Origin of the sequence: Vibrio sp. Y29_XK_CS5 (assembly GCF_024181835.1) — a bacterium.
Taxonomy (GTDB): Bacteria; Pseudomonadota; Gammaproteobacteria; order Enterobacterales; family Vibrionaceae; genus Vibrio; species Vibrio harveyi.
Window position 1 is genome coordinate 2172615 of the sequence record NZ_JAMZAM010000001.1, and the last position, 26952, is coordinate 2199566.

A 26952-nucleotide genomic window follows, 5' to 3' on the forward strand; every position below is an offset into this window, starting at 1 on the left:
AAAACAAAACCCCGATAATTGGTTATCAATTATCGGGGTTCTTTTTATCTAACTTTGCCTATCAAGGTGCAACAAGCATTACTTGGTATGGAAGATCTGCTCGGTTTCTAGCGACGTCATCGCGCGAACTTGACGCCAGATGTAGTAGAAAATACCAAACATCATCAACATACTTGGGATAGCAATCATTGGGTAGCTGTAAAGGGTGAGCTTACCCAACTCTTCATTGAACGCCGCTGTGCCCGATGGACTAGTCACAATCCAAGTTGCTAGAAAATAGTTCATCGCAGATGAGAAAGCGAAGGTGCTAGCGAACAGATAGTTCGACGACATCAGGCAACGCTCAAATGCTTGCGTTTTACCATTCTGCTCTAAACGTTCGTTAATCAGTTGTAGGTTCAAGATGGTATCGTTCAATACAAGCTTTTGCATTAGCGGATAACGAGTGAAGGTTGAGCCTAACACTGCAATACCTATCAGACCTGGAATCAACGCCTCTTTTAACGCTAACCAACGTGTGTCTAGCTCTAACAAGCCAATACCACCGGTTAACAGCACACTGATAAAACCAAGTGCAGAAATGAAGTTGAATTTCTTGTTGCGGATAAGATCCATGCCGCCATAAACCAATGGGAACGCCAAGGCAACAACGAGTGCCATTGCTGTACCTAGGTGTTCTTCACCGCTGAACTTCATCAAAATGAAGGAAGGGATGATGACGTTAAACAGGACTTCGAATAATGGATTCGACTTTTTCGCCGTGGTGTTACTCATAATTTTACTGACTCTACTATGTCGGCTTGGGTTTTACTTTGTGAGAAGTGTTCTACTCCTTGCGCCAGATGTAAAGTCTTAAAGCCCCGAGTTGTGTAACGACTTATGAAATGGGACGGTAATATTGCTTTATTTCCGTAAGTTGTGTTTGGCGGGGCAAATATGTGCTGCATCGTGATCTCAAAACCGCCGTGCGCTTAAAACGCTAAATTTGGCAGTGTTCACAAATTCTCATCTTCCTTACTATTTACCGTGAATCATTCTTAGTTCGTTTAACGCGCATTACGTTGTAATTGATTCTATCAATGCTTTTAAAATCCATCTCAAACCGCTCTGATATAAAAAATAGCAATATCATCGTCAATTAAATCAATTTTTAGCCGCTTATTTTTCACTCCATCATACGTCATAGAAACAGCAATGCTTTCCGCAAGAGAAGCACACGAATTTAGTTGTCCGTATCGGAGTTTAGAATGAAAAAAGTAAGTGCAGTGGCTGCCGCAATTACATCTGTTTTAATGACAGGTGCCGTCTTTGCTGAGACCGAAGTGGCGTTAGATGTGATCGCTGGTGATGAAGCCGCACCCGTTGTTGAAAAAGTAAATGGTACCGATGTTATCGCTGATGGTTGGGAAATCTTCGGCTATGCGTCAATGAACTTTAGAACTGTTGATGGCAAATCAGTGGATACTGAATTTGGCAAACCAGATTACAAAACAGCAGGTACACACGGTAAGAGTACCAACCAAGTTGAATTCATCATCAAAAAGCATACTGAGCACGCGAACGGTGTTTGGTCTGACTTTGTTGTTCGCTCTGAATATGGCAACGGCAACTCTTATGCCTACTCTTCTGCGGGTAGCCAAAAAGACAATACCACTGCACAGTTTGAAGTGAAGGAAGCGTTTGTTGAAATCGGTGCACTGCCTTACTTTGGGGAAGACACCTCGATTTGGGGTGGTCAACGCTTCCTAAATCGTGCGTCTGGTCTGTTATCTGGTGAGTTCTGGAAGCAGTCATCAGGTGTTGGTGCCGGTATTCAAACTAAGCTCGCTGGCAACACCGCAGGTATCGCGTATGTGATTGCCGATCCAGACGCAGGCGCACCAGATGTGTTGGTGTGTGAAGACAACAGCAATGCGTCGACGTGTGAGATTGTTAAAGCCAATGCTGAGCGCACTACCGTTTCTACTTTGGATTTCTACTACTATGGCGTAGATGTGGGCTTCGGTAGCGTAGATTTCGACTTTAAATACATGCAGCAAGAAGGCAAAGACAATTCTTCAGATGATGGCTTTGGCGCTGCAATTACTTTGAACACGAGTTACTACGGCTTAGACGGTTGGACGCAAAACGCACTTGCCTACGGTAAAGGTGTCGCGCAAAACCGTGGCGTGAACTTTGGTGGTTGGTCTGGCGGTGACGATAAAGCTGAATCTCTATTCTTCACTTCTTACGGTGTGCTAAACATCTCTGAAAACTGGCAGATGGGTTCTGAAATTACCTATATCGGTGCACTCGACCAACTGTTTGGTGCTGATGACTTAAAACGCTACCTTGTGGCTGTCCGTCCTTCTTATAAAGTGAACGATAACCTTCGTCTTGAGATGACGGCGTCTTATGGTCATGAAGAAGGGGCTGAAGGCTACTGGGGACGTACAGGGGATGATGTCGAAAGTGATATTTACAACATCGAACTCGCGGCGGCGTTTACTGTAAACGCAGACTACTTTGGTCGTCCTCAAATCAAACCTTACGTGAGCTACATTACCGCTGATGATGAAGCGAGCGCGCGTCAGATTGGCATCGAGGATGGTAAAAATGAAACCGTGATTGGTGTTCACACCGAAATTTGGTTCTAACCACACTTTGCAAAAGGCAGCGAATAGCGCTGCCTTGTTTGCTTTTGAATGATTGTTTAGCAGATCTGTTTTACCTTGAGAAAGAGAGATAAATCATGCAGAAAAACCGTGTAATCCTTGCCCTCATGTTGAGCTCGGCGTTAACCGCATGTGCGGCTTCTCCAACATTGGAAGCGACGACGTTGCAATCGGTGCCGGAAGCGGCAGTTTGCTGCAATAACTTCTCTGAATTTCCATGGTTAGAGCTCGGCACTAATGAGCAAATTGAGTTTTCGATTAATACGGATTCGCCGGTAGGTCGCTTCGCTGAAGGGAACAGCTATTTTGCTGCGTTTAAGTTGCCAGCGCGTTCAAGCAAAGTGAATATTCAGCTTGCCAGCCATATGGTCAATGGCGAGGTTTTCGCGCCTAAGCTGATCACTTTAGATAAAGCGTTCAATATCGTGAATATCAATGATCATGATAGCTTTGATATCGAAACCACGGGCATGCTTACACGCACTCAATACCAGCTGAGCTTTACGCTCGACGTTGAGAAAACGCCTTACTTTATTGTTTATACTGATGAAAGCGAGCTAGGTGATTCGATTCAAATTCCTCATCCTGCCAAAGAGCGTGCTGTGGAGTTGGGTCAGCCAATGCCGATGGTGACCGACCCGAAATATACTTATGAAGCTTTTGGCTCTTTGGAAGTGGCGATCAAAACCTTATCGTTAGCCGCGCCTTCACGTACCACAGAGACACAGAAAGCGGCAGTTGTTGTGGCTCCGGTAAAATTGTCAGCGCCAGCATCAGCAACCATGCAAACATCGTCAGCAGTAAGTTCGAACACGAAATCGGCATCAACGAGTGTTCATGCTGATACACAAGCCTATTATTTTGAATCTATTCGAGCAGCAGTGAAGAACAACCAAACATCAAAAGCGATGACGCTGCTAGAAGAAGCCAACCGATTGGGTATCGACGGCGCACAGAAAGTGTTTGTTGACGCCGTAGATAACAAGTAACTCCATTATTAAAGTGTCTATTTTTGGACCTCAGAGAGCGCTTTCGCGCCCTCTGAGTTTTTTTAGTCTCTAGCAATACATAGCTTTTCTGCAGAACGCTTGTTGAGCAAGTAGTTCTCTTCCTCAAGCGCTCGGTGCGATAGTACTGGGTTAGGTTGAGTGAAGGTTAATCCCTCCAACAAAGTAACTGGTGCTAATGGTTTTAATCTGGTTTTTACACCATCACGATTACACTTCATTTGCCCGGATTCTGGGTACCATTCGATCTCAATTGAACCGTCAAGCACATCGGCTTCAATGCCGACCTCATATTCCTGACCGCGCAGTTTCACGATGAACTGAACTTCAGGTTGAGGGCGTTCAAACTCAAATGAGAATTTGGTTTTCTCAGCTTGTTCGACGTCAACATGCAGGGCGTTGTTATCACCAAACGGCAGTCGAGCGCTTAGGTGTTTCCAAGTTGATGGTAAGCTTGGGCAAAGCTTGATGGTGTTGCGCGAGAGCTGTGGCGTAAAGCCGAGATAGTCTTGCTGAGTGTTACGAGCAAATTCCGACACTGACCACGCTTGAGCATAAGTTCCGCTTTGAATGACGGACGTCGCAGACGCTTGGTAAGCATCCAAGTTTTCGCTCATGGTGCCGCGATGTCCCTGATATAAAATCTGATGGGCTAAGTTTTTGCTCAGTTGATACGCTAAATCCTGTTGCTGGTAACGGGTAAGTGCGCCCACAGTGAAGCCTGCGTTCCAACCCCAAATGGTCCCATTATGGTATGCCGCATCTTTGTGATACTCAGGGCGGTTGTCATGATAGGGGTGGAATTCTGGGTGCTCTTGTTGCAAAGAGCAGATGCCCCAAGGGAAAAGCAGATGCTCGACGCTGTTCTTCACAATGTGCTGCCCAATATACTCTGGAATTAAGGCTTGGCTGGTCGGAATGGTCAACGTCATTAGCTGGTTTGGGCGAATACTGGCGTCTTTCACATCGTCTTGCTTGAGATGATCCGCTAAGCACATGGATTCGCTATCCCAGAACTTGTCGATAAAGCTGGCTTTCACTTTGTTCGCCAAGGTTTGGCAATGTTCCGCTAAGGCGTGGTCACCATTCCATTTTGCAAGTTGGTTTGCCACTTGTAGACTCTCAAACCACAATGCTTCGATGTCGTTGGCTTTCGGTCCACGAGGTGACCATGGGATCTGACCGTTTATCTTGGCGTCCATCCAGGTATCGGGATCGCGATGTCGCATCAAGCCATCATCATCGAGATAGTGCTTTTCAACCCCTTCAATAAAGCGCTCTATGATGGGCAACATTTGCTGGGCGAACTGTGTATCACCGGAGTAGTTAATGTATTCGAAGATCTCGCGAATCATCCACGGTGTGCCGTCGGTCGTGTTGTAGATGATATTAGTCTCGCTGGTGACACGGTTTGGAATTCGACCATGATTTTTGTCTTTCAGATCATCTAACTGCATCGAAGCAAAGTTGGTGATGATGTCGCGGGCTTCGTCAAACTCGCCATTCACTAAACTGGTGCCGGGCAGCGCGATAAAGGTGTCTCTGCCCCAACAGTCTTTAAACCATGGCAACCCCGCCCAGATGCCGGTACCCAGCTCTTTATTGACGAAGGTTCGGCTGGCCAATCGTGCCCACATAACGGCGCGGTTGTATTCCAGATCGTCACACCAAAAATAGTTCTTGGTCAAAAACTCAAATACTGCGTTTTGATGTTTCAACTCTGCATGTTCGAGGGCTGCATTTTGTGCTTGTTGGATAGCATCGGTTTTGTTGTTGGAGAAAGCAAAGTAGGCAGTGAAGCGGTTCGTTGTGGTCTCTGAACTGAGCTTAATTTGAATGTTTTGGCTGCCGGATAGAACGTTATCACTGACGTTCGAATCTCTCTCATTGAGCGTTTGTGCCCGGAAGCTTTGGTTTGCGCTGATCGCGATAAACAAGAGTGAGTCTTCAGGGCAGATGTCTGGATCGACAGAGATAAGCAGGCAATCTTCCAACGCTTCTACTTGGCAGTACGATGGATTGAGGTTGAGTTCAGGAAACAGTGCCAACATTTCGCTGCTGGTGGATTCCACATTCAGTGCAGCAAGGCGTTGCCCTGCGATCAAGGACAAGCCATCTTTACTGGCATTCTCATAATGATGTTCGATTCCATATGGCATTAAGCAGGCATACTGCGCCTGTGTTTTGTCGTTGAATGCGTTGCCAATGCTTGAGGCGAAACCACCTAAATACCAACCTTGATGATGGCGATAACGTGCCGTGCCCAAAGCGCTGTGTGTGGTGCCTTCATAGTAGCCGTCGAGGTTATCACCAAACACAAATGGGAAAGGCGTTTCGCTCTTGATCGCCAACGCCTCGAACAACTCATCGAGCGGAAGGATTTTGGCTGTGCTTGGCAATGATTTGGCGGGGATAGGACCTGATTGCGAAGTGATGAGATGATCGAATTTCGATTGAGTGAGTAAGGAGGCGGTGTCTGCCATTGCGGGTTTGACGCTTAGACTTGGCGACGCTGTGCTGAAGTCGAGTGTCAGCAAATAACGACCTGATTGTTTTGGTTCAAACACCAAATCATTACCAATGCCTTGAGTTGGAATAAGCGAGAGCTTTTGATTCAAACTGATATTCACTGCTTTAATATCATCTGCGGCGAACGTCCATTCTTCGCTGCCATTCAAATCGGCGATTTTGAATTGGTGTCTATCGGCTGGGAAAACTACGCTAGCTTGTAGTTGGTGCTCATCAATTGGCTGGAAAGGCGTATCTAGCCCCCAACCATTTAATGTGCCTTTCAGATATAACGTTGGGTATTGGGGCATATTCTAGAGTCTCATAAAATAAAAAAGGCACAGCGAACTGTGCCAAATACGAACATGAAAGAATTAGCGAACAATTTGTTTTGCTGCAGTGTCTAGGGCGTCTTTCACGGTTTGCTTGCCTTGCATCGCGTTATCAATAGCAGCACCTTCCGCAAAGAAGTAAGACGTCATTTGAGGGATGTTCGGCATGATCTCGCCGTTTTCTGCGTTGATCATGGTTGATTTAATGCGTTCGTCACTTTCCAGCACTTTCTGGAACGATTTTAGTGTCACGGCACCAAGTGGCTTGTCGTCATCCATGATTTTCAATGCGGCGTCTTGGTATAGGTAGTTTTCTAGAAACTCAACAGCCAGATCTTTGTTTGGGCTTGATGCGTTAATACCCGCACTCAAAATGCCAACGAATGGGTTACCTTTACCGCCGTTTAAGGTTGGCAACACAGCAACGCCGTAGTTCACATCCATTTTGTCTAGGTTGCCCCAAGACCACGGACCGTTGATGGTCATTGCCACTTCACCTTTGGTGAACGACGCTTCGGATACTGAGTAATCCATATTTGGATCGACGATGCCTTTGTTGACCATGTCGACAAGGAATTGCAGACCAGCCACACCCGCTTCATTGTTTACACCCGTGTCTTTAGCATCGTAGCCTTCTGCTGTTTTACCAAAAGCATAAGCGCCGCCAGCTGAAATCATTGGCCAAGTGAAGTAAGCGTTTTTCACGTCCCACATGATCGCTTTCTTGCCTTGTTTTTGCATCGCTTGGTGGATGGACTCCAGCTCTTCCCAACTCTTAGGTGGGTTTGGCAACAGGTCTTTGTTGTAAATTAGAGAAGGGACTTCGATAGCCAGAGGGTAGCCAAAGATTTTGCCATCTACAGTGACTGCATCCCAACTGAAATCGACAAGCTTATCTTTAAACTCTTGGCTCGGTTTCACTTCTTGCAGTAAGCCCGCTTGAGCGTAGCCACCAAAACGGTCGTGTGCCCAGAAGATGATGTCAGGACCACCGCCTGTCGCGGCGTGTTGTTGGAACTTTTCTTCTAGAGAATCCGGGTGCTGAACATTAACCTTAATCCCCGTATCTTCTTCGAACTGTTGACCAATTTGGCTCAATCCTTGGTAAGACTTATCACCGTTGATCCAAATGATGATTTCACCTTCCTGCATTGCAGAAACAGAAGGCGCTAAAAGAACAGATAAAGTGCAAAGCGAAAGTGTTTTTAGAATAGGTTTCATTGCGATAGATTCCTTGTTTCAAACCTAGTGACTGGACGTCAGCTGTTGTTTCACGGTTTGATAATACGGGGATGCACTCTGCGGTTAAAATTGATTTCTTTGTCGTTGGTATTACATTTTTCTATATCAATGCGTTGGAATGTGATCGGGGAAGGGCATTGGCTCGGGCGATACCCAGTAGCCAATGCTTTGTGGTGGTTGATGTAGAGAAGGGATTTGGAAGGTTTTGACTGTTTTTGTGAACAGCAGCCAAATTTAATCTGCGATGGAAGTGTCTATATCTAGTGTGAAAGCACTAGCGCACTGTGGCTCGATATTCAGTTGGCATTTACCGACACCATTTTCGACGCGTAAGGTGAGTGGAGAAAGACGATTCATAGCGTCTTTTAAGATGTACTCGCCATCGCGCAGTTCGAGTTTTTTGATCAGCTCAGATGGCATGACCAACTCTGCGTTTTGAGGTTGTTCTCCCCTTAATCGTGCGACTGCCAAAATCAATTGCTGACTCGAATAGCGAGCAAAGCAGAATGACTCTTCCCCCAAGGCTTGTTGATTACTTGGATACAGGTCAAAGTAACCTCCCATTTTGGCTGGCGAGGTCAAAGCTAAGTTGAGTAAGCGTTGATAATAGGCTCTTACTTCTTTCTGTTGTTGCGATAACAAGCCCCCGTCGAACTTGCCATGATTCATCCACTTTTGGTGCTCTGGGACACCGATGTAATCAAAGATGGAGGTACGACTTGGTTGACCAAAGCCTGCGTTCTCTCTTCCTGCTTCTCCCACTTCCTGTCCGAAATACACCATGGTTGGTGAGGTGCTAAGCAGGGTAGAAATCAACATAGCGGGCAAGCCGTTCTCTGCACTGCCAGCAAATTCAGGCGAGGCAAGACGCTGCTCATCGTGGTTATCAAGGAAGTGCAGCATGTGGTGTTCAATATCCATCATGCTTTCTTGAATCTCACTGATTTTGCTCACATGCTGTTTGCTGTGCATCACGTCTTTGAGGCAATCATAGAGGTCAACTTTGTCGTACAGATAGTCCATCTTGCCGAGATGAATGTAGTCGCGATAGAGATGCGGTTGATACACCTCTGCCATCAAAAACGCCTCTGGATTGACCGCTTTGATGCTGGAATTCATAAAGCTCCAAAACTCGACAGGCACCATTTCCGCCATGTCATAACGGAAGCCATCGACGCCTTTGTCTATCCAGTAAAGCGCTATGTCGCGGAACTTATACCAAGAGTTTGGCAGCGTTTTGTCTTGCCAGAATTGCAAATGCTCAGCATGGGATTTGTTTGCGTAATCGGCTGGCAGTTCTGGGAAATCTTTGCTGCCGTCTGGGCGCACGCCGTAATTGATTTTGGCGGTTTCATACCAATCATCAAATTGCGGCTGAGCAAGCCTGGAGCCGTTGCCGGTCCATTTGGCGGGAAACTCTTCAAAGGCAGGCAATTTTTCAAAATTAGAAAGGTTCCTAATCAGCGTCGGGTCACCTAGCGGGGAAAATTGCTCAGGAATGTTAGGTAACTCAAACGCTTGATTAGGAACGTAATAGAAATTGTTGTCACGATGGTACTCAGCGCTCGTATCGTCATCGGCACCAAAATCTCGTACACCGACAGGGTTGTTCAAACCTTGGTAACGTCTGGCAACGTGGTTTGGCACAATATCGATAATGACCTTCATGTTGTGCGCATGCGTACGCTCGATAAGGGCTTCAAACTCTTCTAATCGATATGCTGGATCATCCGCCAAATCGGGATTCACGGAGTAATAATCTTTCACCGCATAAGGCGAGCCTGCACGTCCTTTCACCACCGCTGGATGGTCGTTCTCAATGCCAATGGCACTGTAATCGCGGATCACCGCATGGTGTGGTACTCCGGTGTACCAAATATGCGTAATGCCAAGCTGTTGAATGGCAGTGAGCGCCTTGTCGTTAAAGTCACTGAACTTACCGACGCCGTTTTGCTCAATGGTGCCCCAAGGTTGATTGGTGGTATTGGTGTTGCCAAATAGTCGGGTGAAAACTTGATAAACGTTCGCTGCGGAATTCATAGATATTTAAGGGAGCTCGTGGCTCCCATATCCTCCAAAATTTATTTCAGTTTGACTGCGAAAGACTCGTAAGGTGCGAGGGTTATCGTCGCTGCAATCGCGCAAGGCGTCGCATAGTTACTGATTAAGCACTCTACCTGATCGGCTTGATATTGGGTTGGAACTTGCAGTGTTTGCTCGTGCTCTGAGAAGTTACTCACGATAAACAACTGTTCACCTTGGTATTCGCGCACGTAGCCAAACACGTGTTGATGCTCTTGCCATACTGGAGTGAAGCTTCCGTAGACGATGGTTTCATGACGTTTACGCAGCTCAATGAGCTTTTTGTAGTGGTAGAAGATCGAGTTCGAATCGTTAAGCGCTGCTTCCACGTTAATCTGTGGGTAGTTCGGGTTGACCGCAATCCAAGGTGCTCCGCTGGTAAAGCCCGCGTGCTCTGATGCGTTCCAGTGCATTGGTGTACGCGCATTATCACGACTGTTCTTGTGAATCGCATCCATCATGTGCTCGTGGCTGATACCGGCAGCGGTTTTCACATCGTAGAATTGTCGCGTTTCGATATCGCGGTAATCGCTTAGTTGGTCGAACGCCACGTTGGTCATGCCAATCTCTTCGCCTTGATAGATGTATGGCGTGCCTTTCAAAAAGTGCAGCGTTGTTGCTAGCATCTTGGCTGACTCGACTCGATAGGCTTTGTCATTGCCAAACTTCGACACTGCACGAGGCAAATCGTGGTTGTTCCAAAATAGGGAGTTCCAACCCGTGTCTTGCAGCTCGACTTGCCACTTGGTTAGCACGTCTTTGAATTCTTTAAGGTCGAGCGGAATCGGCTGCCATTTGTCGCCACCTTGCCAGGTTAGGGTAATGTGTTCAAATTGGAACACCATCGACAGCTCATGACGCTCTGGCGCACTGTACAGCTTAGCGATCTCAGGCGTTGCCCCCCAAGTTTCACCGACCGTTAATACATCTTTGCCACCGAAGGTTTCTTTGTTCATTTGTTGCAGCAGCGGGTGCAGGCGATCGCCATTGCCCGTGATGCCTTTGTCGACTTCTTTTCCTATCAGATCAATCACATCCAATCGGAAACCGCCGATGCCTTTTTCAATCCACCAGTTCATCATCTTGAATACTTCTTGATGAACTTTCGGGTTCTCCCAGTTCAAATCTGGCTGGCGTTTTGAAAAGAGGTGGAAGTAGTACTGCTCGGTTTTCTCGTCCCATTGCCAAGCATCGCCACCAAAAATCGATTCGATGTTATTTGGTAGATTGCCTTCTGAGTCTGCATCACGCCAGATGTAGTAATCGCGGTACGGGCTATCCTTAGATTCACGCGCAGAAACGAACCAAGGGTGCTCATCCGAAGTGTGGTTAACCACCAAATCCATAACGATTTTGATATCACGCTCGCCAGCTTCTTTGAATAGCTGTTCCATGTCTTCCATGGTGCCGAACTCACGTGCGATGGCTTGATAGTCTGAAATGTCGTAACCATTGTCATCCATTGGCGATTGGTAAACAGGAGAGAGCCAAATCACGTTGATGCCAAGGTTTTTTAAGTAATCCAGTTTGCTGATGACACCTTTTAGATCACCGATGCCATCATTGTTGGAGTCGTAAAAACTGCGCGGGTAAATCTGATAAACGACTGCATTATGCCACCACGTTTTTTCCATGTTGTTTGTGCCTTTTCAATCAAAAATCTAAGACAAAATATAGTGGCTTTTCCCCGCTAGTAGAAATTGAACTTTTTGCTTATGATATAGGAAAAATTGATACCTAAATGAGTGGGCGATGATGAATCGAGTGAATCGATATTTTCTGACCGTAGCCAGAACCGGAAACATCAAGAAGGCGTCTGAGCTGCTGCATGTAACACAACCAACCCTGACAACGGCGATCAAGAAGCTAGAAAGCGATATGGGTGTATCGCTATTAATACGTCGTTCTAAAGGCGTAGAGCTGACAGAATACGGGCAAGTATTTCTCCGTTATGTCGAGGAACAGCAAGAAAAGCACCTCGATTTGATGCACAAAATTCAAGACATGCATCAAAGGGAACACGGTAAACTGAAGATCGGTGTTGGTGAAGCGTGGTGGGAGCTTTTTGTGCGACATGGGATCACCAAATACCAAGAAGCGCATCCTCATAGCTCACTCTATATTGAATTTGGCAACAACCTTTCTTTGATGCAGCACCTGATTCAAGGTGATATAGATTTATTTATTGGTCACGAAATCGGCGGATTGAAAGATCTTATGCCGGTGGTGTTCAGACCGTTGTTCCAAGATCAAGAGTCTTTCTTTGTTCATCGAGACCACCCTCTACTTAATGACAAAATGTTTTTGGAATCACCATCCGAGGCGATGTCTGCTTATCCACTGATCCGCGTAACGCCGGGGCATTCTCGATACAGCTCAGTGCTCAACAACGCATTCGAGTACGATCAAATCTTCAACCAATCTAATGAAACTGCACTTGTGGTTTATGAAGTCGGTTCTCTGCTTGCTAGCTTGGATTTGCTCGAAACGACCAATGCTATTATGCCTTACAGCGATAAGATGAACGGTTGGATGGAGAAAAATGGCGTGAAGTGTTTGCACACAGATACCAGTAAAATCGGTAACGTCGGTATCTATCACAAACGCCAGTTAGATAACGACAAAGCTCAGTTCCTTATCAATGAAATCCTGGCCATGACGACAGAGATTTAGTAGGGTCTTACATACCCTCATAGTAAGCACGAATCGATTCTAAAGAGATAATTTTATGACCAACAACATAAATTTCAGAGCCTTCCTACCAAGTGATAAAGAGGATTGCCTGCGCATCTTCGATGAAAACTGCCCTGAATATTTCGCAACTAATGAAAGAGAGGATTACGCGGAGTTTCTTGATAGTGACCCACAAGGTTATGAAGTGTGCTTTCTAAATGGTGAACTCGTTGGTGCTTATGGTTTGAGTGGCAAAACACAGGCATTTCATAGCTTGAACTGGATTTTAATCTCACCAAAAGCGCAAGGCATGAAGATTGGTCATGAGTTTATGAGCCGAGCGATTCACCGAGCTGAGCAGTTGAACATCCCCCAAATCAAAATCGCCGCAAGTCATTTATCTGCGCCGTTTTTTGCCAAATATGGTGCCGTAGAGCTGAACTACATCCCTGGTGGTTGGGGTGTCGATATGCACCGTATCGATATGGAATTGAATCTCCAGTCGTAAGCAAATTCGAGCTATGAAAGCGTAGCGTGAGTATTTGGTTAAAACACCTTGCACCATATGGTGCTTTTATTGGTTTTTGTTAGGTTATTGAACTTGGTTATCGAAAGCGTTTTTTGCCTTTCGTCAAACAGATAAGGACAGACAATGCCAACAAAGATCTTAGTGCCTACTTTGGCGCTACTTCTCAGTGCATGCGGTGGCGATGGAGATTCGTCATCACCTGCAGACAGCGGCTCACAATCCCCTGATACACCACCTACAGCCACCACTTTTGCCGAGCAAATGCTTGCTGCAGTTAACGATGCTCGATCTAAAACTCAGCAATGTGGCTCAAGAACTATGCCTCCCGTTGGAGCGCTTACTTGGAGTTACGATTTAGAAAGCGCAGCGTATGGACACTCTAGCGATATGGCAAACAGTGATTTTATGAGCCATACCGGATCAAATGGCAGCACGCTTTCCAGTCGCGTCAATGCCACAGGTTATGCTTGGAGCAGGTTAGGAGAGAATGTCGCGAGAGGGCAACGTTCAATCGATGCGGTAATGAACTCTTGGCTATCGAGTGAAGGGCACTGCCTTAATATCATGAACGCCGACTTCGACCAGATGGGCTCATCCATGGTGGAGAACCAATCGACGAATTATCGCTATTACTGGACCCAAGTCTTCGCCAAGCAGCGTTGATGACGACAAATAGATCAGTCTGGACAACAAACAGATAAAGCCAGTAGAGGAGACTCAACTGGCTTTATTTTTATTGGTTTAGTGATTAATCCAATGCTCACATGCCAGCTCTGCAACCATCATTTCGATATCAAATGGCACCGGTTGCGGTATTGGCTTCAGGGACTGCGCGTTTAAGGCGATGCGTTCTAAGCTCAATGTTTGCAACGCGAGACCAAGGTCCATGATCTCAATAGGATTGCCGTCACCAGCTGATAAGTTGACGAGGTTCGCGTCTGATAAGACGAACAGTTGTTTGTTGTTATCCTTGAGCTGATACGCAGTGACATGAGGGCGAATTTTGTTTTGGCTTGTGCTCAACTCCTCAAGTTGTGATAGGTTGATTTCACGTTGGAAATGCCCTGCGTTGGCAATGATGGTTTTGTCGCGCATCAATTCAAAGTGCTCTTTACGTAGTGTGTTATCGCGACCAGTAATCGTAATCACCATATCTGCGTCTGGTAGCGCTTCTTCTATGGTAGAGGTGTAAAAGCCCTCCATGTGAGCTTCCAACTTGGTTAGAGAATTGCTCTCTACGACCGTTACGTGAGCCCCCATACCACGCAAGCGCTGTGCTGTACCGGACCCGCAGTAACCATAACCGATGACCACCACTTTCTTACCATGCAGCATTACATTGGTTGCGCGCATAATGCCATCGACAACCGATGAGCCTACACCGAAGCGGTTTTCAATGATGCGTTTGGACATAGTGTCATTGATGATCAACGTGCTCCATTGATCAGATTTAAAATCCTCTCTTAATCGGTTTGCGCCTGTGGTTGTTTCTTCAGTTGCGCCTAATAAAGTACTTTGCAGATGAGTGAATTCTGGATGAGTAAAAATAAGCTCATGCAAGTCCGCACCATTGTCAGCAATGATATCTGGATTAAAGCTCAACACATTTTGGCAATAACGTATGTGGTCTTCAAAGCTCTCATCGCGTCGTGAAAAGACATGAACGCCATAATCACGAACCAGCGCTGCAGCTGTTTCATCTTGTGTTGAACCCGGCGAGCCAGTCAGTACTACCTTTGCACCACCTTTAGTCAAGGCTTCCATCCAAACCCCGGTTTTGGCTTCAACATGCAAACAAATGCCAATGGTCAGCCCAGAGAATGGCTTTTCTCGATCTAGTCGCTCGATCAAACTGCGCATAATTGGCATGTGTGCTCTTGCCCAATCGATTCTTTTTTTGCCTTCTGGTGCAAGCTCTAGGTTGGCGATGTCATGAGTCATGCAATTATTGTGTGTCATCTGGTTTTCCTCTGTGCTCTCGTTCGTGTACTCAGAATGAAATAGGCTCAGAAGAAGAAAAATAAACTTAATCGCAAAGAGTGTTTCCCCACAGAAACGATAACGTGACGCCCTTAAAACGTGTGCTCCTATCTGATTGATTTTATTGATCTCAAAGAGTTCACCATCATCGAGTTTTATTATGCATCTTAGGAAACAGTAGGTTTCTACTACGGAACAATCATGCTTGTCGCTTCGCATACAATAAGTGGGGGCTTGATATAATTAAGGTAAGCAACTGAGACTAAGACAATGAAAAACCTGAATCTAAACCTATTGATGACGTTTTACACCGTAGTGAAACACAACTCCTTTTCAATGGCGGCAGATGAGCTGGTATTGTCTAAATCAGTGGTGAGCAAGCAGATCAAGCAATTGGAAAATGAGCTGCAATGCACATTGATTCACCGTACTACCCGCACCTTATCGCTGACAGAGCAGGGCAAGTTCCTCTATGAAAGCTATGTAAAAATCATTGATGACATCAAGCAATGCCACGATGCGTTGGACCAACAAAATGAGACGCTGAGCGGCACACTTAAAGTGCGTTTACCCATCGTGTTAGAGCATGACCATACCTTGATGACGAAGATCTCCGAGTTCATGAAGCTGCACCCTCATTTAGAGTTAGATCTTACTTATGGCTATACGTTAGGCGGCTTACTGAGTGAAGGAATTGATCTTGCGTTTCATATTGGAACTGTGCCCGATAGTTCTTACAAGTGCAGAAAGATCAAAGATATCGGAACAAAAGTTGTCGCGTCTCCCCAATATGTCGAAACGTTTGGAGAGCCATTTTTTCCATCTGATTTGAAGCAACACAGATGCATGAACTATCGCAGTTGCTTAACCAAAGATAAGTGGCGCTTCACTTTCTCGGACAATTCACACGAGTTCGTAGAACTTAAGTCACCTATTCGTTCAGATTCTGAAGCAATGCTGGTTCAAATGGCGAAAAACGGCGTCGGGATCGCGTGTGCGCTCGACTTTCTTGCCGATGGCTATCTTGCCAAAGGGGAGTTGGTGAGCTTGCTTCAAGAATATACGTGGTCAACGGAGCTTTATATCGTCTACCCAAGTACTGTTGCGCCGCCATACAAAGTAAGAACCTTTATCGATCATCTGCTGTTTGGTTAGTCTATTACCTTAGGCTTTGCCATTTTCCCCCTCTGTCGCTGTTGTGAACAACCTAAGCTTTCATCGTATCCACTCGTAATATTTTCTATTTTAGAACATGTGGTCTAAAAAGTTTGACAGGATAAGTTTTAATCGATTATTCTTTTTATAGACCGGGTGGTCTTAAAAGATTTGAAATGAATAAGCCGTTTAAATGAAGGGGATCGAATGATGTCTACGAGTAAAACTACGATAAAGAATGCGCATATCAATTGGGATTGTGAGGGTAAGTTCAACTTCACGACTGGGTTTGGTGCAACCAAAGCGGAATCCATGATCGCCAATTACGCAGCGTTTATTGCTCCGGTGATCCTCTACTTTTTTGCATGGCAAACCTTGGAGTGGAGTTGGCTTCAAATTATTGTCGCGTCATTGCTCACGTTAGATATGATTGGAGGTGTTCTGACAAACTCTTTAGGCTCGATGAAGCGATTTCTACATACCGACCAAAAACTTGAGCTGACTTGGATGGGCAAATTGGTAGGCAGCAAATTCTTGTTCCCTGCTATTCACTTTCAATTGTTTGCTGTGCCGTTATGTTTTGATGTCGCTTGGTCTTACGCATTTTTCTGGTATGCCGTGATGATGGTATCGGTTGTGTTTTTGCACTTCCTGCCGCTTTATCTACAACGTCCGGTTGCGCTACTTGCAGTCATGTTATCCATCATTCTTTCGACATTAGTCCCGGCTCCGACTGGTTTAGAATGGTTAGCACCAATCTTCATTATTAAGTTAGTGCTCTCACACGGTGTTCGAGAAGAGCCTTACCGCCCGTCTCTTTCTCAATAGATACGAGCATCGTCAATTACGCCCCCTTGATAAACGAAACGCCAGCAAGGAATTCCTGCTGGCGTTTTTTATACTTGGTATTAACTCGTTAAGTTACGTAGTTTTGGATCATCGGTAAGGTATTCTACAAATTCGATTTCAAAGCCAGCTGGGTCAACAAAGTAAATGTTCTTACGGTATGGCTCTTTTGCGCCGGGTTGGGCAATTGGATAACCTGCTTCAATCAGTCGTTTTGTCACACCGTCGATGTCATTAGTCACGTAGGCGAAGTGTGCGAGACCAACTTGGTGAGCACTTAATTCTCGGTTGTTGCCTTCGCCGTGGTCGCTCATTGCAATGTATTGGTATTCATCGCCAAAGTGCAGCCAGTTTCTCGGCTTTCCACTCCATTCGCCAGTACCTTCATCACGTACATACCAATGCGGAAATGCCGCTTGATAAAACTTCAGCATTTCTGGGATATCCTTTACCACTAAGTTCACATGTTCTAGTTGGATCATTGTGTGCTCCTTTCTTTCATTTCCTAGCCAACGATGAACATGCTAAAACCTCAAGTTAAGTTGAGGTAAAGGGCTTTTTGGAATTTTTGGATTAAATAGGTTATGTGTTTTTGTTTCATTTCAATTGATTGTTTTTTAATGAGATTTATTTATGACACCTGTAGTGAGTAGACTTCTGATTTTGCCGAGGGGAATAGGAAAGGTAGAGGGAAGTAGCTTTTGCCGGCAATAATATTTGATAGATCTGTCTATATTCGTAAAACATGAAATAGCTCACAGAGGGTGGCTAATTTTTGCTCTATCATGTATTACAAGTTTTACGGTAATGAATACAAGAATGATAAAGTCCAAATCAACGTTGGCGATTAACCATATAGTTAGTGACATATTGAAAGAGAAGACGCCCGCAGGGGAGTTTTTAAAAGGCGAAAATGAGTTGGCACTGTCGTTAGGTGTTTCAAGAACTTCTGTTAGAAGTGCGCTACAAACATTGGCGAGTAAGGGGCTCATTACAATCACACCCAAAGTTGGCAGTGTTGCAAATACGCCAGATAAGTGGAATTGGTTGGATCACGATGTCTTACGTTGGGTGACAGAATATAAAGCTTCTGACACGTTTATTCCTCACTTGCTGGAAGTTCGATTGATGGTTGAACCTAATGCTGCAGCGTTGGCCGCAGTGAACGCGACAGGTGATAATCTTGCATCTTTAGAGCGTAGTTATAACCTTATGGCGCAAGGTTTGGAGAGGAACGACAGAGCACAAATTAACATCGGTGATATCGAATTTCACAAGCAACTTTTAATAGCGACAAAGAACCCATTTTTGATTTCACTAGGGGACGCTTTAACTACTACGATGGAAGTTTCATTCTCTCGTACCTTAGAACAGGATGTAATTCTAAGTAAGCCCGCGTTAGATGACCATTATGAAGTAATGGACGCTGTTAGAATGCGTAAGCCTGAAGAGGCAAGAGATAAAATGCGTGAAATAATCATGGGTGCGATTGCTAAAACAGTTAAAAAGCTCAAAGGGACAGAGTTAATCCGTTAGATAGAGATCAAAAACTCGTCACTTGCTTTAAATCAGATTCAACACTTCAAGGTGTTACTTTTTGCATATAATGCCTTGTATTACAAGAAATGACTTATAGTAACACATGGAGGCGTAATGGATCCGAGTTGGATTGCTGTTGATTGGGGAACGACTAATTTTAGGGCGTTCTTAATGACAGAAAGTGGCGAATGTTTAGATAAAATAGAGCAAGCCAAGGGGCTGCTCTCAGTACCCAAAGCTCAATTTCCGCAAGTATTCGATCTGTTGATCAATCATTGGAATAGTACCTTTGGTTGCTTACCTGTGATTATGGCGGGTATGGTTGGGTCTCAACAGGGGTGGAAAGAAGTCCCCTATGTTCAAGCTCCAGTTTCAGCGAAAGATTTAGCTAATAATACTTATAGCGTTGAACTACTTTCAGGGCATCAAGCCAAAATTGTGTCTGGTGTGAGTTGTATTAATCAATTCGGAAACCCGGAAGTGATGCGAGGAGAAGAAATACAACTTATCGGTCTGAGTGAGACCGTTAAAGGTGACTTTCAAGCGATATTATTTGGTACACATAGTAAAAATTCTAGGTGGGAAAAAGGGAAGATAACATCTTACTCAACGGTTATGACTGGTGAACTATATTCCCTCTTGACTGGGAGTAGTATATTAGGTAAGTCGTTGCCAAAACAATCTTATAATAAAGATGCCTTTATTAAAGGTGTTTCACTTGGTAATAAGTACCCTCTAAATCATGTGCTTTTTAGTGCAAGAACATTTAAGTTGTTTAATGATATAAATGATGAGTTCATACATTCATATATATCGGGGCTTCTTATTGGGCATGAATTAGTTTTATCGAGTAAACAGGATAAACTATATTTAGTTGGTTCAAAGAAACTCGCCTCAAATTATGCGGTGGCCTTAGATTATCTTAAGATTAACTTTGAAGTTATTGATGGTGAAGATTGTTTTCTAAAGGGTATAACTAAAATCTATAGCAATGGTGATAACAATGAATACTAATGAATTAAGAAATAACCCTTGGTTCAAAGAGCTTCCGTTAATCGCAATATTACGAGGTGTGCAACCAAATGAGGTTTTAGATATTGCTAAGGTATTAATTGACAATGGGTTCAGATTTATTGAAGTACCATTAAATTCACCTGATGCAGTGCTAAGTATCAAAATGTTGGTTGATGTCTATGGTGAACAAGCAATTATTGGTGCAGGTACTGTAACTAACATAGAGAGCTTGATTCCAGTGCTTGAAACCGGAGCAAGATTGATTGTTACGCCAAATATGAATCCAGAAGTTATTCGGGCTGCACGTGCTAAAAACTGCGTTGTTTTTTCTGGAATTCAAACCGCGACAGAAGCATTTACTGCGGTAGATTGTGGCGTAACAGCATTGAAATTCTTTCCCGCAGAACTCATTCAACCTCGTGGTGTAAAAGCAATCAAATCAGTGTTACCTCCTGAAATGATCTGCTGCCCAACAGGTGGTATTGAAGCAGATGCTGAGCAAATGAAGTCGTACGTTGATGTTGGAGTAGACGGATTTGGCTTAGGGTCTGGCTTATATAAGAAGGGTATAAAACCCTCAGACTTAAGCGTGCGTGCAAAAGCGTATCGTGACAGTTGGATGTCCATATAACATACAAAAGCAAAAGGCTACCTTATGAAACTAAGTAAAATTGCTGCTCTAGCCGCTGTACCCCTAATGGCAATGTCACTCCATGTTCAAGCGAAATCGATGCGAATCGGTATTGGAGTACCAGAGTCTCATTTTGAATATGCTGCGATGCAAAAGTTTGAGCAGTACGTAGAAGAAAACACTGATATCTCTGTAACTATATATCCAAGTAACCAGTTGGGTAATGATCAGGAAGCATTGGAGCAAATTAAATTCAATGCGGTTCAAATGAACCTACCATCCCCAGCTGTGCTTGGTAATATCGTCAAAGATTTCAATATATTAACCCTTCCTTTTATCTTTCCAAATGACGAAGTTGCCAATCAGGTGGTAGATGGTGAATGGGGACAAGAGTTGTCATCCAAGTTGGATGCTGCTGGTTACGTAGGCTTAGGATATGGCAACTTTGGTTTCCGCCATGTGACCAATAACGTGCGTCCAATTAAGAGTATCGAAGATATGAATGGTCTCAAGTTGCGCACAATGCAAAACAAAGCGCACTTAGATGCATTCCGTTCGTTGGGTGCAAATCCAACGCCAATGGCATTTTCTGAGTTATTCTCGTCGCTTCAGCAAGGGGTTGTTGACGGTCAGGAAAACCCATATACCAACATTTACTCTCAACGTCTGTACGAAGTGCAGAAATACATCTCAGACACTGGTCATGTATATTCTTGGGTGATATTTGTTGTTGGCAAAAAGTTTTATGACGGTCTCACTGCCGACGAACAACAAGTAATGCAGCAAGCGGCACGAACTGCGATTAACCACATGCGCGTATCTGTAAAAGCGCAAGATGAAAAATCTCTGCAAGGTATGATTGATGCAGGATTAGTTTACACACCGCTTTCGCCCGAAGTAAAAGCCGAAATGCACGAGAGAGTGGCACCAGTAGTTCAAAAATACGCAGATAGGATCAACCCTGAACTATACAAAAAACTAACCGAAGAAGTTTCTAAGCTACAGTAAACTCTTACTAAAAGGGCTGTGCAATGCAGTCCTTGAATATAAAATATGGTGCTGTTATGAATGATAATAAAAATTCATTCTTAGACAATATTGAGGAATATATAAGTACGTTTCTTTTTATTGCGCTAATTATTTTGTGCTTTTTACAAATACTATTCCGATTCGTTTTCAATTTTTCATTATCTTGGACTGAAGAGTTATCCAGATATGTATTTATATCTTTAGTATATTTTTCGGCGAGTTTAGCTGTCGTTCGTGGAGCACACGTTCGTGTCGAAGTCATTGATGGTTTCGTTACAGGTAGAAATAAAAAGATATTGGATTCAATTATTGATCTATCTTTTGCTGGATTTATGGTCTGGGTAGGTTATTACGGTTTGGAACTCTCTGTTGATGCTTTAGCGTTAGAACAAACAACGCCAGCATTAGAGTGGAAAGCTGGGTGGGTATACGCAATTATCCCATTCACTTTTTATTTGATTTCTTTGCGATTAATTCAGCGTGTATATCGAAGAATAACAGGGAAGTTGGATCAAGAATATGCGTTAAGTGAAGCTGAAGAAGCGTTAAAAAACATTAACAATAAGCAAGGAGAAAAATAATGGATGTATTTCTAATTACAATGTTTTTCTTTGTGGTCTTACTTGCTATTGGTATGCCAATTGCCATAAGTATTGGTATGTGTACAGCCTTTGCTTTGCTATTGGCTGACATCCCTATTTCGTTTATTGCCCAAATTGCATTCACCTCTCTAGATTCATTTACTTATCTCGCTATACCAATGTTTATCATGGCTGGCTTTGTGATGGAGAAAGGCGGTCTTTCAAAGCGGATCGTAAACTTTGCCGCGAGCTTAGTTGGTCGAACCGCGGGCGGTTTAGGTATTGTGACCGTTGTTGCTTGTATGTTCTTTGCTGCGATTTCAGGTTCGTCACCGGCGACGGTTGCCGCCATCGGTTCTATGATGGTGCCATCCATGATCGAGAAGGGGTATAACCGCCATTTCGCGGGTGCATTAACCGCTTCTGCTGGTTCTCTGGGCATCTTAATCCCACCTTCGATTCCAATGATAATCTATGCGGTTACAGCAGAAATCTCTATTGGTGACATGTTTTTAGCTGGATTTATTCCAGGAGGCATGATTGGTTTCGGATTGATACTAGCTGTGTACTTGATTGCCAAAAGACGAGGCTATAAAGGTCAAGATGAGGGCTTCTCTCTTTCAAAAGTAAAAGAGACATTTTTAGAGGCGAAGTGGGCTCTATTAACCCCTGTTATCATTTTAGGTGGCATTTACTCTGGTATTTTTACTGCGACTGAAGCTGCGTGTATTACAGTGATTTACACCTTAATCGTTAGTTTCTTTATTCACAAAGAGATGACGGTCAAAGACCTGATTCCAACAGTATCTCGTGCAGCCTTAACGACAGGATGTGTGATTATAATTCTGGGCTTTGCTACTGCGTTTGCTCGTTATCTTACCATTAGCATGATCCCTCAGATGATCGGTGAAGCAATATTAGAAGTGACGGATAGCCCAACACTTATTCTGTTGATATTTGTCGCGCTGATTATGTTTACTGGTCTATTTATCGAAACCGCCGCGCAAATTCTAATTTATACGCCTTTGTTTTTACCTATCTTGGTTGAGTTAGGGGTGAGTCCATTCCACTTCGGCATCATCTTGATTGTCGGTACTGAGTTGGCGTTGATTACACCACCAGTAGGAGTGAACTTGTTTGTGGCTAAAGGGATTACTGGGTCGTCAATGGTTCAACTTACCCGCGCAGTTATTCCTTTTTTAATCAGTATGCTGCTTGTGCAGATAGCTCTAGTGTTTATGCCTGGCGTTGTTACTTTCCTACCAGAATTATTTAAGTAAGGCTGAATTATGAAAATTATTGGCTACGAAAAGTTCATTGTTGCTCCACGCTGGGGTTTTTTAAAAATCATTACTGATGAAGGTATTGTGGGGTGGGGAGAACCATGTTTAGAAGGTCGAACCCATACAGTTCATACTTGTGTTGATGAGTTGATGGAATATCTGATTGGTAAAGACCCACGTGATATCGAACTTCATTGGAACTACTTGTATCGTTCGACTTTTTATCGTGGTGGTGCAGTCATGATGAGTGCATTGTCAGGTATTGATCAAGCTCTGTGGGATATCAAGGGTAAGGCGTTAGGTGTGCCTGTATATCAATTGCTGGGTGGTAAATGTCGGGACAAAATTCAAACCTATTCATGGATTGGCGGTGACCGACCTGATGATGTGGTACGCATGGCAAAAGAGCGTAAAGAGTTAGGTTTTAACGCGATTAAAATGAATGGTACCGAAGAGCTCAATTACATCGATGAATTTAGCAAAGTAGACGCTCTATTAGATCGTGTTCAAGGACTACGTGATGCAATGGGTAAAGACTTTGGTATTGGGATTGATTTTCATGGTCGTGTACATAAATCAATGGCGAAAATCATGATGAAAGAGCTTGAACCAATGCGACCTATGTTTGTTGAAGAGCCTGTACTAGCTGAGCATTTTGACTGTATTCACGAGATTGCTCAATATGGCGCTATTCCTATTGCTACAGGCGAGCGTCTCCACTCTCGTTGGGACTTCAAACAATTATTAGAGCGTGGTGGTGTCGACATTATCCAACCTGATGTTTGCCACTGTGGCGGTTTGACGGAACTAAAGAAAATTGCATCAATGGCAGAGACTTATGATGTTGCACTCGCTCCTCATTGCCCTTTAGGAGCGATTGCGCTGGCTTCATCAGTTCACATTGATACGACATGCCAAAACGCTATTATTCAAGAGCAGAGTATCGGTATCCACTATAACAAAGGCAATGATGTACTGGACTACGTCAAGAACAAGGAAGTCTTCGACTTCGAAGAGGGCTACTGCCTCAATCTAGAGCAACCAGGGTTAGGCATCGAGATTGATGAAGATTTTATGCGTGAGCAGCATGAAAAAGCTCTGACTTTACCTAAATGGCGTAACCCACATTGGACCCATAAAGATGGCTCGTTTGCGGAGTGGTGATTATGAGTAAATGTGGAAGTTGTGGTTCATGCGGTGGTGGGGCTTGTCCCCCTCACCACAATGAAATCTTAAAAGAAGATGACGGCGCGTTGAAGCGTGCACTGTATAAATCAATGGGACACACGGATAGTGCACTGCGTAAGCCCATTGTTGCAGTGGTAAACAGCTATACCAACGCGACTGCGGGTCACGCAAACCTTGATGTGGTTGGCGCGGAAGTGATTCGAGGTATTGAAGAGGCGGGAGGCACCGCAATGACCTTTGGCACTATTGCTCCGTGTGATGGTATTGCGGAAGGTCATATAGGCATGCGTTATATTCTCGCAGGGCGCGAGGTGATCACAGCATCTATTGAAATCATGGTTAGAGCACATAATTTTGATGCGATGGTGCTACTTGGGTCATGTGACAAAATCGTTCCTGCTATGTTGATGGCAGCTGCGAGGCTCGATATTCCAGCCATTTTGGTTAATGGCGGTCCAATGTATCCCGCTGAATATGAGGGTAAACACTGGGATGGCAACATAGTCACAGAAGCTATTGGCTGGAAAAATAAAGGACAGATCGATGAGCACGAGTTTCGCAAGATTGAGGATCTCGCAGAGCCCACGATAGGCTCTTGTACAATGTATGGTACCGCTAACACCATGTGTTGTTTGTCAGAGTCATTAGGTATGACGTTACCCCAAACCTCGACCATCCCTGCTATTCATCCCGAAAGGCTTCAGGTTGGGTACGAAAGTGGAATGCGCATTGTAGAAATGATCTCGGAAGGTCTGACAGCGCGAAAAATCATTACCAAACAAGGGATAAATAATGCAATCACTACATTGCTAGCTACAGGCGGCTCGACCAACGCCATCATTCACTTACAAGCAATACATTACGAAGCTGGCTTGGGGGAGTTGGCACTGGACACGTTCGATCAAATGAGTCGAAAAGTGCCTTTATTGGCGTCCATCTATCCTGCATCTGAGTACGATATGGTGGATTTCTTTGAAGCTGGTGGGGTTGCTGCGGTGGAAAAAGAGTTAGCGCCGTTGCTAGAGCTTGATGCAATGACAGTTGCAGGTAGTAAGGGAGAGTGTCTAGATAAAGTGTTCAACAGCACAAATCGAGACCTCATCCGTCCGTTAGATGATCCGTTTATGCTGGAATCTGGCGTAGGGGTATTGAAAGGAAACTTATCACCTTTAGGTTCGGTAGCTAAACCTGCGGCAGTGCCTAAATCTATGTTCCACTTCAGAGGTAAAGCCATGGTGTTTGATTCTGAGCAAGAGACGATAGATGCCATTTTACAAGGGGACATTAAAGCTGGCACGGTTGTTGTCATCCGCTATGAGGGAACGACAGGAGGTGCAGGGCTTCCGGAGATGTATAAACCGATGAAATTGCTGGAAGGTATGGGGCTTTCAGAAAGCTGTGCTTTAATCACAGACGGTCGTTTTTCTGGCTCAAATCGTGGTCTTTTTGTCGGTCACGTTTCACCTGAAGCTTATGATGGTGGGTTGATTGGATTGGTTGAAAATGGAGACGAAATCACTATTGATTTGACCACGCGTGAGATCACCTTGGAATTGAATGAAGAAGTCATTTCAGCGAGGCGAGTGGCCTGGAAGAGGGTACATAAAGAAGTACCAAAAGGATTTTTGGGTTTATACCGAGAACGGGTGTCATCTGCAGCCCATGGAGCGATTTTAAAATGACCTTGACTGTCTTAAAGCATTCTAAGCCTTTTCCTTTGAAGCCTTTCGATATTTTTGGTGTTAACCCAATTATTGCTATGCCGTTCGATAACAACGGCAATGTTGATATTGAGAGCTTCAAACGCTTGGTTAAACACTTAATCCAAACGGGATGTGAAGGCTTAACTTTGTTTGGCATTGCGAGTGAGTTCTATAAGTTAAATCAAGATGAGAAACGAGAGCTTTCCCATTGGTTTCAAGAGATTACCGCAACCTCTCAGGTATTCAGTTGTGTTTCAATCACAGAGCATGCAACTGAGCTTGCGGTAAAGCAGGCAATAGAGTACCAAAAACAAGGTTTTAATAGTTTGATGCTATTGCCGCCGTTTTTCTTGAATCCTAGCAATGAGCAGATCATCGAACATATTCAAAGTGTGTTAAGCGCTGTTGAGATTCCCGTTCTTATTCAGTATGCCCCCACTGAAACTGGGTTGCCGATAACCCCAGAAGAAATGAAGGCGATTACTGAAGGTTACCCAAACGCTGTATTTAAAATCGAATGCAACCCACCAGTTATTTATTCACAGCAGTTGCTTAACCTCTTACCTGAAGCGGTGATCATGAACGGTTACGCTGGTTTATATATGTTAGACATGCTTGAAATCGGTGGTAAAGGAGTAATGCCCGGTTGTTCATTCAGTGAGATTTATACAGAACTCTATCGGCTTTGGCGAGACGGAGAGACGCAAAGAGCCCAAGAATTACATGTTATTTTGTTGAAATACATCAGCAAATGGATGACTCATTGCGAGTACATCATTGCTGTGGAAAAAGAAATATTGAAGAGACGAGGGATTATCTCAGATAGTTATTGCCGTAAGCCTAATTATCAATTGAACAAGCTAGATTATAGAGATATTGAAGATTTCTTGAGCCAATTTGAGCCAGTTCTAAAAATCCCCAAAACCAAAAAAAGCCAGCAGTAGTAGCTGCTGGCAAAGTCTTTGGGCTTCTAGGT

At 44.3% G+C, this 26952-nt stretch carries 23 protein-coding genes; 16 read left to right on the top strand and 7 right to left on the bottom strand.

Features of this window, described 5'->3' with window-relative positions; translation table 11 throughout:
- Positions 1–78 precede the first annotated feature (78 nt).
- Entirely contained in the window at positions 79–774 is a 696-nt protein-coding gene (locus NL647_RS09770; protein WP_005450007.1) for a VC0807 family protein, read from the bottom strand.
- Between the two features lie 473 nt (positions 775–1247).
- On the opposite strand from NL647_RS09770, the gene NL647_RS09775 reads away from it, so the two are divergent.
- Complete coding sequence (locus tag NL647_RS09775) at positions 1248–2636, top strand: carbohydrate porin (protein WP_005450008.1); 1389 nt, start codon at positions 1248–1250, stop codon at positions 2634–2636.
- Positions 2637–2731: 95 nt separating this feature from the next.
- On the top strand, positions 2732–3643 hold the full coding sequence (locus NL647_RS09780) for a MalM family protein (protein WP_253650071.1): 912 nt from the start codon (positions 2732–2734) through the stop codon (positions 3641–3643).
- A gap of 62 nt (positions 3644–3705) precedes the next feature.
- Here the strand turns inward: NL647_RS09780 and NL647_RS09785 are convergent, their stop codons facing one another.
- The 4 genes from NL647_RS09785 to NL647_RS09800 all read right to left on the bottom strand — a co-directional run bounded on the left by NL647_RS09785 (position 3706) and on the right by NL647_RS09800 (position 11459).
- Positions 3706–6480 carry an amylo-alpha-1,6-glucosidase gene (locus tag NL647_RS09785; protein ID WP_253650072.1) on the bottom strand — a complete coding sequence of 925 codons (2775 nt, stop codon included), beginning with the start codon at positions 6478–6480 and terminating at the stop codon, positions 3706–3708.
- A gap of 63 nt (positions 6481–6543) precedes the next feature.
- Positions 6544–7722 (bottom strand): maltose/maltodextrin ABC transporter substrate-binding protein MalE, encoded by a 1179-nt coding sequence (gene malE, locus NL647_RS09790; protein WP_005450011.1) that lies wholly within the window; start codon positions 7720–7722, stop codon positions 6544–6546.
- A 255-nt stretch (positions 7723–7977) separates the two neighbouring features.
- Positions 7978–9783, bottom strand: a complete 1806-nt coding sequence (locus tag NL647_RS09795; protein ID WP_253650073.1) for an alpha-amylase family protein — start codon at positions 9781–9783, stop codon at positions 7978–7980.
- Between the two features lie 41 nt (positions 9784–9824).
- Entirely contained in the window at positions 9825–11459 is a 1635-nt protein-coding gene (locus NL647_RS09800) for an alpha-glucosidase (protein ID WP_017818261.1), read from the bottom strand.
- A 118-nt stretch (positions 11460–11577) separates the two neighbouring features.
- On the opposite strand from NL647_RS09800, the gene NL647_RS09805 reads away from it, so the two are divergent.
- The 3 genes from NL647_RS09805 (at position 11578) to NL647_RS09815 (ending at position 13690) form a co-directional block, all read left to right on the top strand.
- A complete protein-coding gene (locus NL647_RS09805; protein ID WP_253650074.1) occupies positions 11578–12498 on the top strand; it encodes a LysR family transcriptional regulator in 921 nt (306 codons plus the stop codon).
- A gap of 55 nt (positions 12499–12553) precedes the next feature.
- Positions 12554–13006 carry a GNAT family N-acetyltransferase gene (locus NL647_RS09810; protein WP_253650075.1) on the top strand — a complete coding sequence of 151 codons (453 nt, stop codon included), beginning with the start codon at positions 12554–12556 and terminating at the stop codon, positions 13004–13006.
- A gap of 144 nt (positions 13007–13150) precedes the next feature.
- Positions 13151–13690: a CAP domain-containing protein gene (locus tag NL647_RS09815; protein ID WP_009695868.1), complete on the top strand. Its 540-nt coding sequence runs from the start codon at positions 13151–13153 to the stop codon at positions 13688–13690.
- Between the two features lie 78 nt (positions 13691–13768).
- On the opposite strand, the gene NL647_RS09820 is transcribed toward NL647_RS09815, so the two are convergent.
- Complete coding sequence (locus NL647_RS09820; RefSeq protein ID WP_050935368.1) at positions 13769–14986, bottom strand: adenosylhomocysteinase; 1218 nt, start codon at positions 14984–14986, stop codon at positions 13769–13771.
- 291 nt (positions 14987–15277) lie between these two features.
- Between NL647_RS09820 and NL647_RS09825 the strand changes: the two genes are divergently transcribed.
- The gene (locus tag NL647_RS09825; protein WP_253650076.1) at positions 15278–16162 is read left to right on the top strand and encodes a LysR family transcriptional regulator; all 885 of its coding nucleotides are present in this window, start codon (positions 15278–15280) and stop codon (positions 16160–16162) included.
- A 210-nt stretch (positions 16163–16372) separates the two neighbouring features.
- A complete protein-coding gene (locus NL647_RS09830; RefSeq protein WP_005450025.1) occupies positions 16373–16990 on the top strand; it encodes a hypothetical protein in 618 nt (205 codons plus the stop codon).
- Positions 16991–17070: 80 nt separating this feature from the next.
- Here NL647_RS09830 and NL647_RS09835 read toward each other — a convergent pair whose 3' ends face one another.
- Positions 17071–17490, bottom strand: a complete 420-nt coding sequence (locus NL647_RS09835; protein WP_253650077.1) for a VOC family protein — start codon at positions 17488–17490, stop codon at positions 17071–17073.
- Between the two features lie 337 nt (positions 17491–17827).
- On the opposite strand from NL647_RS09835, the gene NL647_RS09840 reads away from it, so the two are divergent.
- From NL647_RS09840 to NL647_RS09880, 9 genes are all read left to right on the top strand, one after another.
- The gene (locus tag NL647_RS09840; RefSeq protein ID WP_080991034.1) at positions 17828–18544 is read left to right on the top strand and encodes a FadR/GntR family transcriptional regulator; all 717 of its coding nucleotides are present in this window, start codon (positions 17828–17830) and stop codon (positions 18542–18544) included.
- Between the two features lie 117 nt (positions 18545–18661).
- Positions 18662–19561, top strand: coding sequence for a 2-dehydro-3-deoxygalactonokinase (locus NL647_RS09845; RefSeq protein WP_050925013.1), 900 nt, complete (start codon positions 18662–18664; stop codon positions 19559–19561).
- A complete protein-coding gene (locus NL647_RS09850; protein WP_050925014.1) occupies positions 19551–20192 on the top strand; it encodes a 2-dehydro-3-deoxy-6-phosphogalactonate aldolase in 642 nt (213 codons plus the stop codon). Before NL647_RS09845 ends, NL647_RS09850 begins: the two co-directional genes overlap by 11 nt.
- Positions 20193–20216: 24 nt before the next feature.
- A complete protein-coding gene (locus NL647_RS09855; RefSeq protein WP_053052263.1) occupies positions 20217–21200 on the top strand; it encodes a TRAP transporter substrate-binding protein in 984 nt (327 codons plus the stop codon).
- 56 nt (positions 21201–21256) lie between these two features.
- On the top strand, positions 21257–21802 hold the full coding sequence (locus NL647_RS09860; RefSeq protein WP_053049255.1) for a TRAP transporter small permease: 546 nt from the start codon (positions 21257–21259) through the stop codon (positions 21800–21802).
- Positions 21802–23082 (top strand): TRAP transporter large permease, encoded by a 1281-nt coding sequence (locus NL647_RS09865; protein ID WP_053049249.1) that lies wholly within the window; start codon positions 21802–21804, stop codon positions 23080–23082. Before NL647_RS09860 ends, NL647_RS09865 begins: the two co-directional genes overlap by 1 nt.
- 9 nt (positions 23083–23091) lie before the next feature.
- Positions 23092–24249, top strand: a complete 1158-nt coding sequence (gene dgoD, locus NL647_RS09870; protein WP_053049250.1) for a galactonate dehydratase — start codon at positions 23092–23094, stop codon at positions 24247–24249.
- Between the two features lie 2 nt (positions 24250–24251).
- The gene (locus NL647_RS09875; RefSeq protein ID WP_050925986.1) at positions 24252–25955 is read left to right on the top strand and encodes a dihydroxy-acid dehydratase; all 1704 of its coding nucleotides are present in this window, start codon (positions 24252–24254) and stop codon (positions 25953–25955) included.
- Positions 25952–26920, top strand: a complete 969-nt coding sequence (locus NL647_RS09880) for a dihydrodipicolinate synthase family protein (protein ID WP_050925985.1) — start codon at positions 25952–25954, stop codon at positions 26918–26920. The genes NL647_RS09875 and NL647_RS09880 overlap by 4 nt, the downstream gene beginning before the upstream one ends.
- Positions 26921–26952 lie beyond the last annotated feature (32 nt).

Bases quoted from the DNA above. Each gene is read 5' to 3' on its own strand.
- dgoD (WP_053049250.1), top strand. From the start codon at position 23,092: ATGAAAATTATTGGCTACGAAAAGTTCATTGTTGCTCCACGCTGGGGT.
- NL647_RS09850 (WP_050925014.1), top strand. From the start codon at position 19,551: ATGAATACTAATGAATTAAGAAATAACCCTTGGTTCAAAGAGCTTCCG.
- NL647_RS09845 (WP_050925013.1), top strand. From the start codon at position 18,662: ATGGATCCGAGTTGGATTGCTGTTGATTGGGGAACGACTAATTTTAGG.
- NL647_RS09825 (WP_253650076.1), top strand. From the start codon at position 15,278: ATGAAAAACCTGAATCTAAACCTATTGATGACGTTTTACACCGTAGTG.
- NL647_RS09795 (WP_253650073.1), bottom strand. From the start codon at position 9,783: ATGAATTCCGCAGCGAACGTTTATCAAGTTTTCACCCGACTATTTGGC.
- NL647_RS09805 (WP_253650074.1), top strand. From the start codon at position 11,578: ATGATGAATCGAGTGAATCGATATTTTCTGACCGTAGCCAGAACCGGA.
- malE (WP_005450011.1), bottom strand. From the start codon at position 7,722: ATGAAACCTATTCTAAAAACACTTTCGCTTTGCACTTTATCTGTTCTT.
- NL647_RS09860 (WP_053049255.1), top strand. From the start codon at position 21,257: ATGAATGATAATAAAAATTCATTCTTAGACAATATTGAGGAATATATA.
- NL647_RS09820 (WP_050935368.1), bottom strand. From the start codon at position 14,986: ATGACACACAATAATTGCATGACTCATGACATCGCCAACCTAGAGCTT.
- NL647_RS09865 (WP_053049249.1), top strand. From the start codon at position 21,802: ATGGATGTATTTCTAATTACAATGTTTTTCTTTGTGGTCTTACTTGCT.
- NL647_RS09785 (WP_253650072.1), bottom strand. From the start codon at position 6,480: ATGCCCCAATACCCAACGTTATATCTGAAAGGCACATTAAATGGTTGG.
- NL647_RS09775 (WP_005450008.1), top strand. From the start codon at position 1,248: ATGAAAAAAGTAAGTGCAGTGGCTGCCGCAATTACATCTGTTTTAATG.
- NL647_RS09815 (WP_009695868.1), top strand. From the start codon at position 13,151: ATGCCAACAAAGATCTTAGTGCCTACTTTGGCGCTACTTCTCAGTGCA.
- NL647_RS09770 (WP_005450007.1), bottom strand. From the start codon at position 774: ATGAGTAACACCACGGCGAAAAAGTCGAATCCATTATTCGAAGTCCTG.
- NL647_RS09810 (WP_253650075.1), top strand. From the start codon at position 12,554: ATGACCAACAACATAAATTTCAGAGCCTTCCTACCAAGTGATAAAGAG.
- NL647_RS09880 (WP_050925985.1), top strand. From the start codon at position 25,952: ATGACCTTGACTGTCTTAAAGCATTCTAAGCCTTTTCCTTTGAAGCCT.
- NL647_RS09780 (WP_253650071.1), top strand. From the start codon at position 2,732: ATGCAGAAAAACCGTGTAATCCTTGCCCTCATGTTGAGCTCGGCGTTA.
- NL647_RS09855 (WP_053052263.1), top strand. From the start codon at position 20,217: ATGAAACTAAGTAAAATTGCTGCTCTAGCCGCTGTACCCCTAATGGCA.
- NL647_RS09835 (WP_253650077.1), bottom strand. From the start codon at position 17,490: ATGATCCAACTAGAACATGTGAACTTAGTGGTAAAGGATATCCCAGAA.
- NL647_RS09840 (WP_080991034.1), top strand. From the start codon at position 17,828: ATGATAAAGTCCAAATCAACGTTGGCGATTAACCATATAGTTAGTGAC.
- NL647_RS09830 (WP_005450025.1), top strand. From the start codon at position 16,373: ATGTCTACGAGTAAAACTACGATAAAGAATGCGCATATCAATTGGGAT.
- NL647_RS09800 (WP_017818261.1), bottom strand. From the start codon at position 11,459: ATGGAAAAAACGTGGTGGCATAATGCAGTCGTTTATCAGATTTACCCG.
- NL647_RS09875 (WP_050925986.1), top strand. From the start codon at position 24,252: ATGAGTAAATGTGGAAGTTGTGGTTCATGCGGTGGTGGGGCTTGTCCC.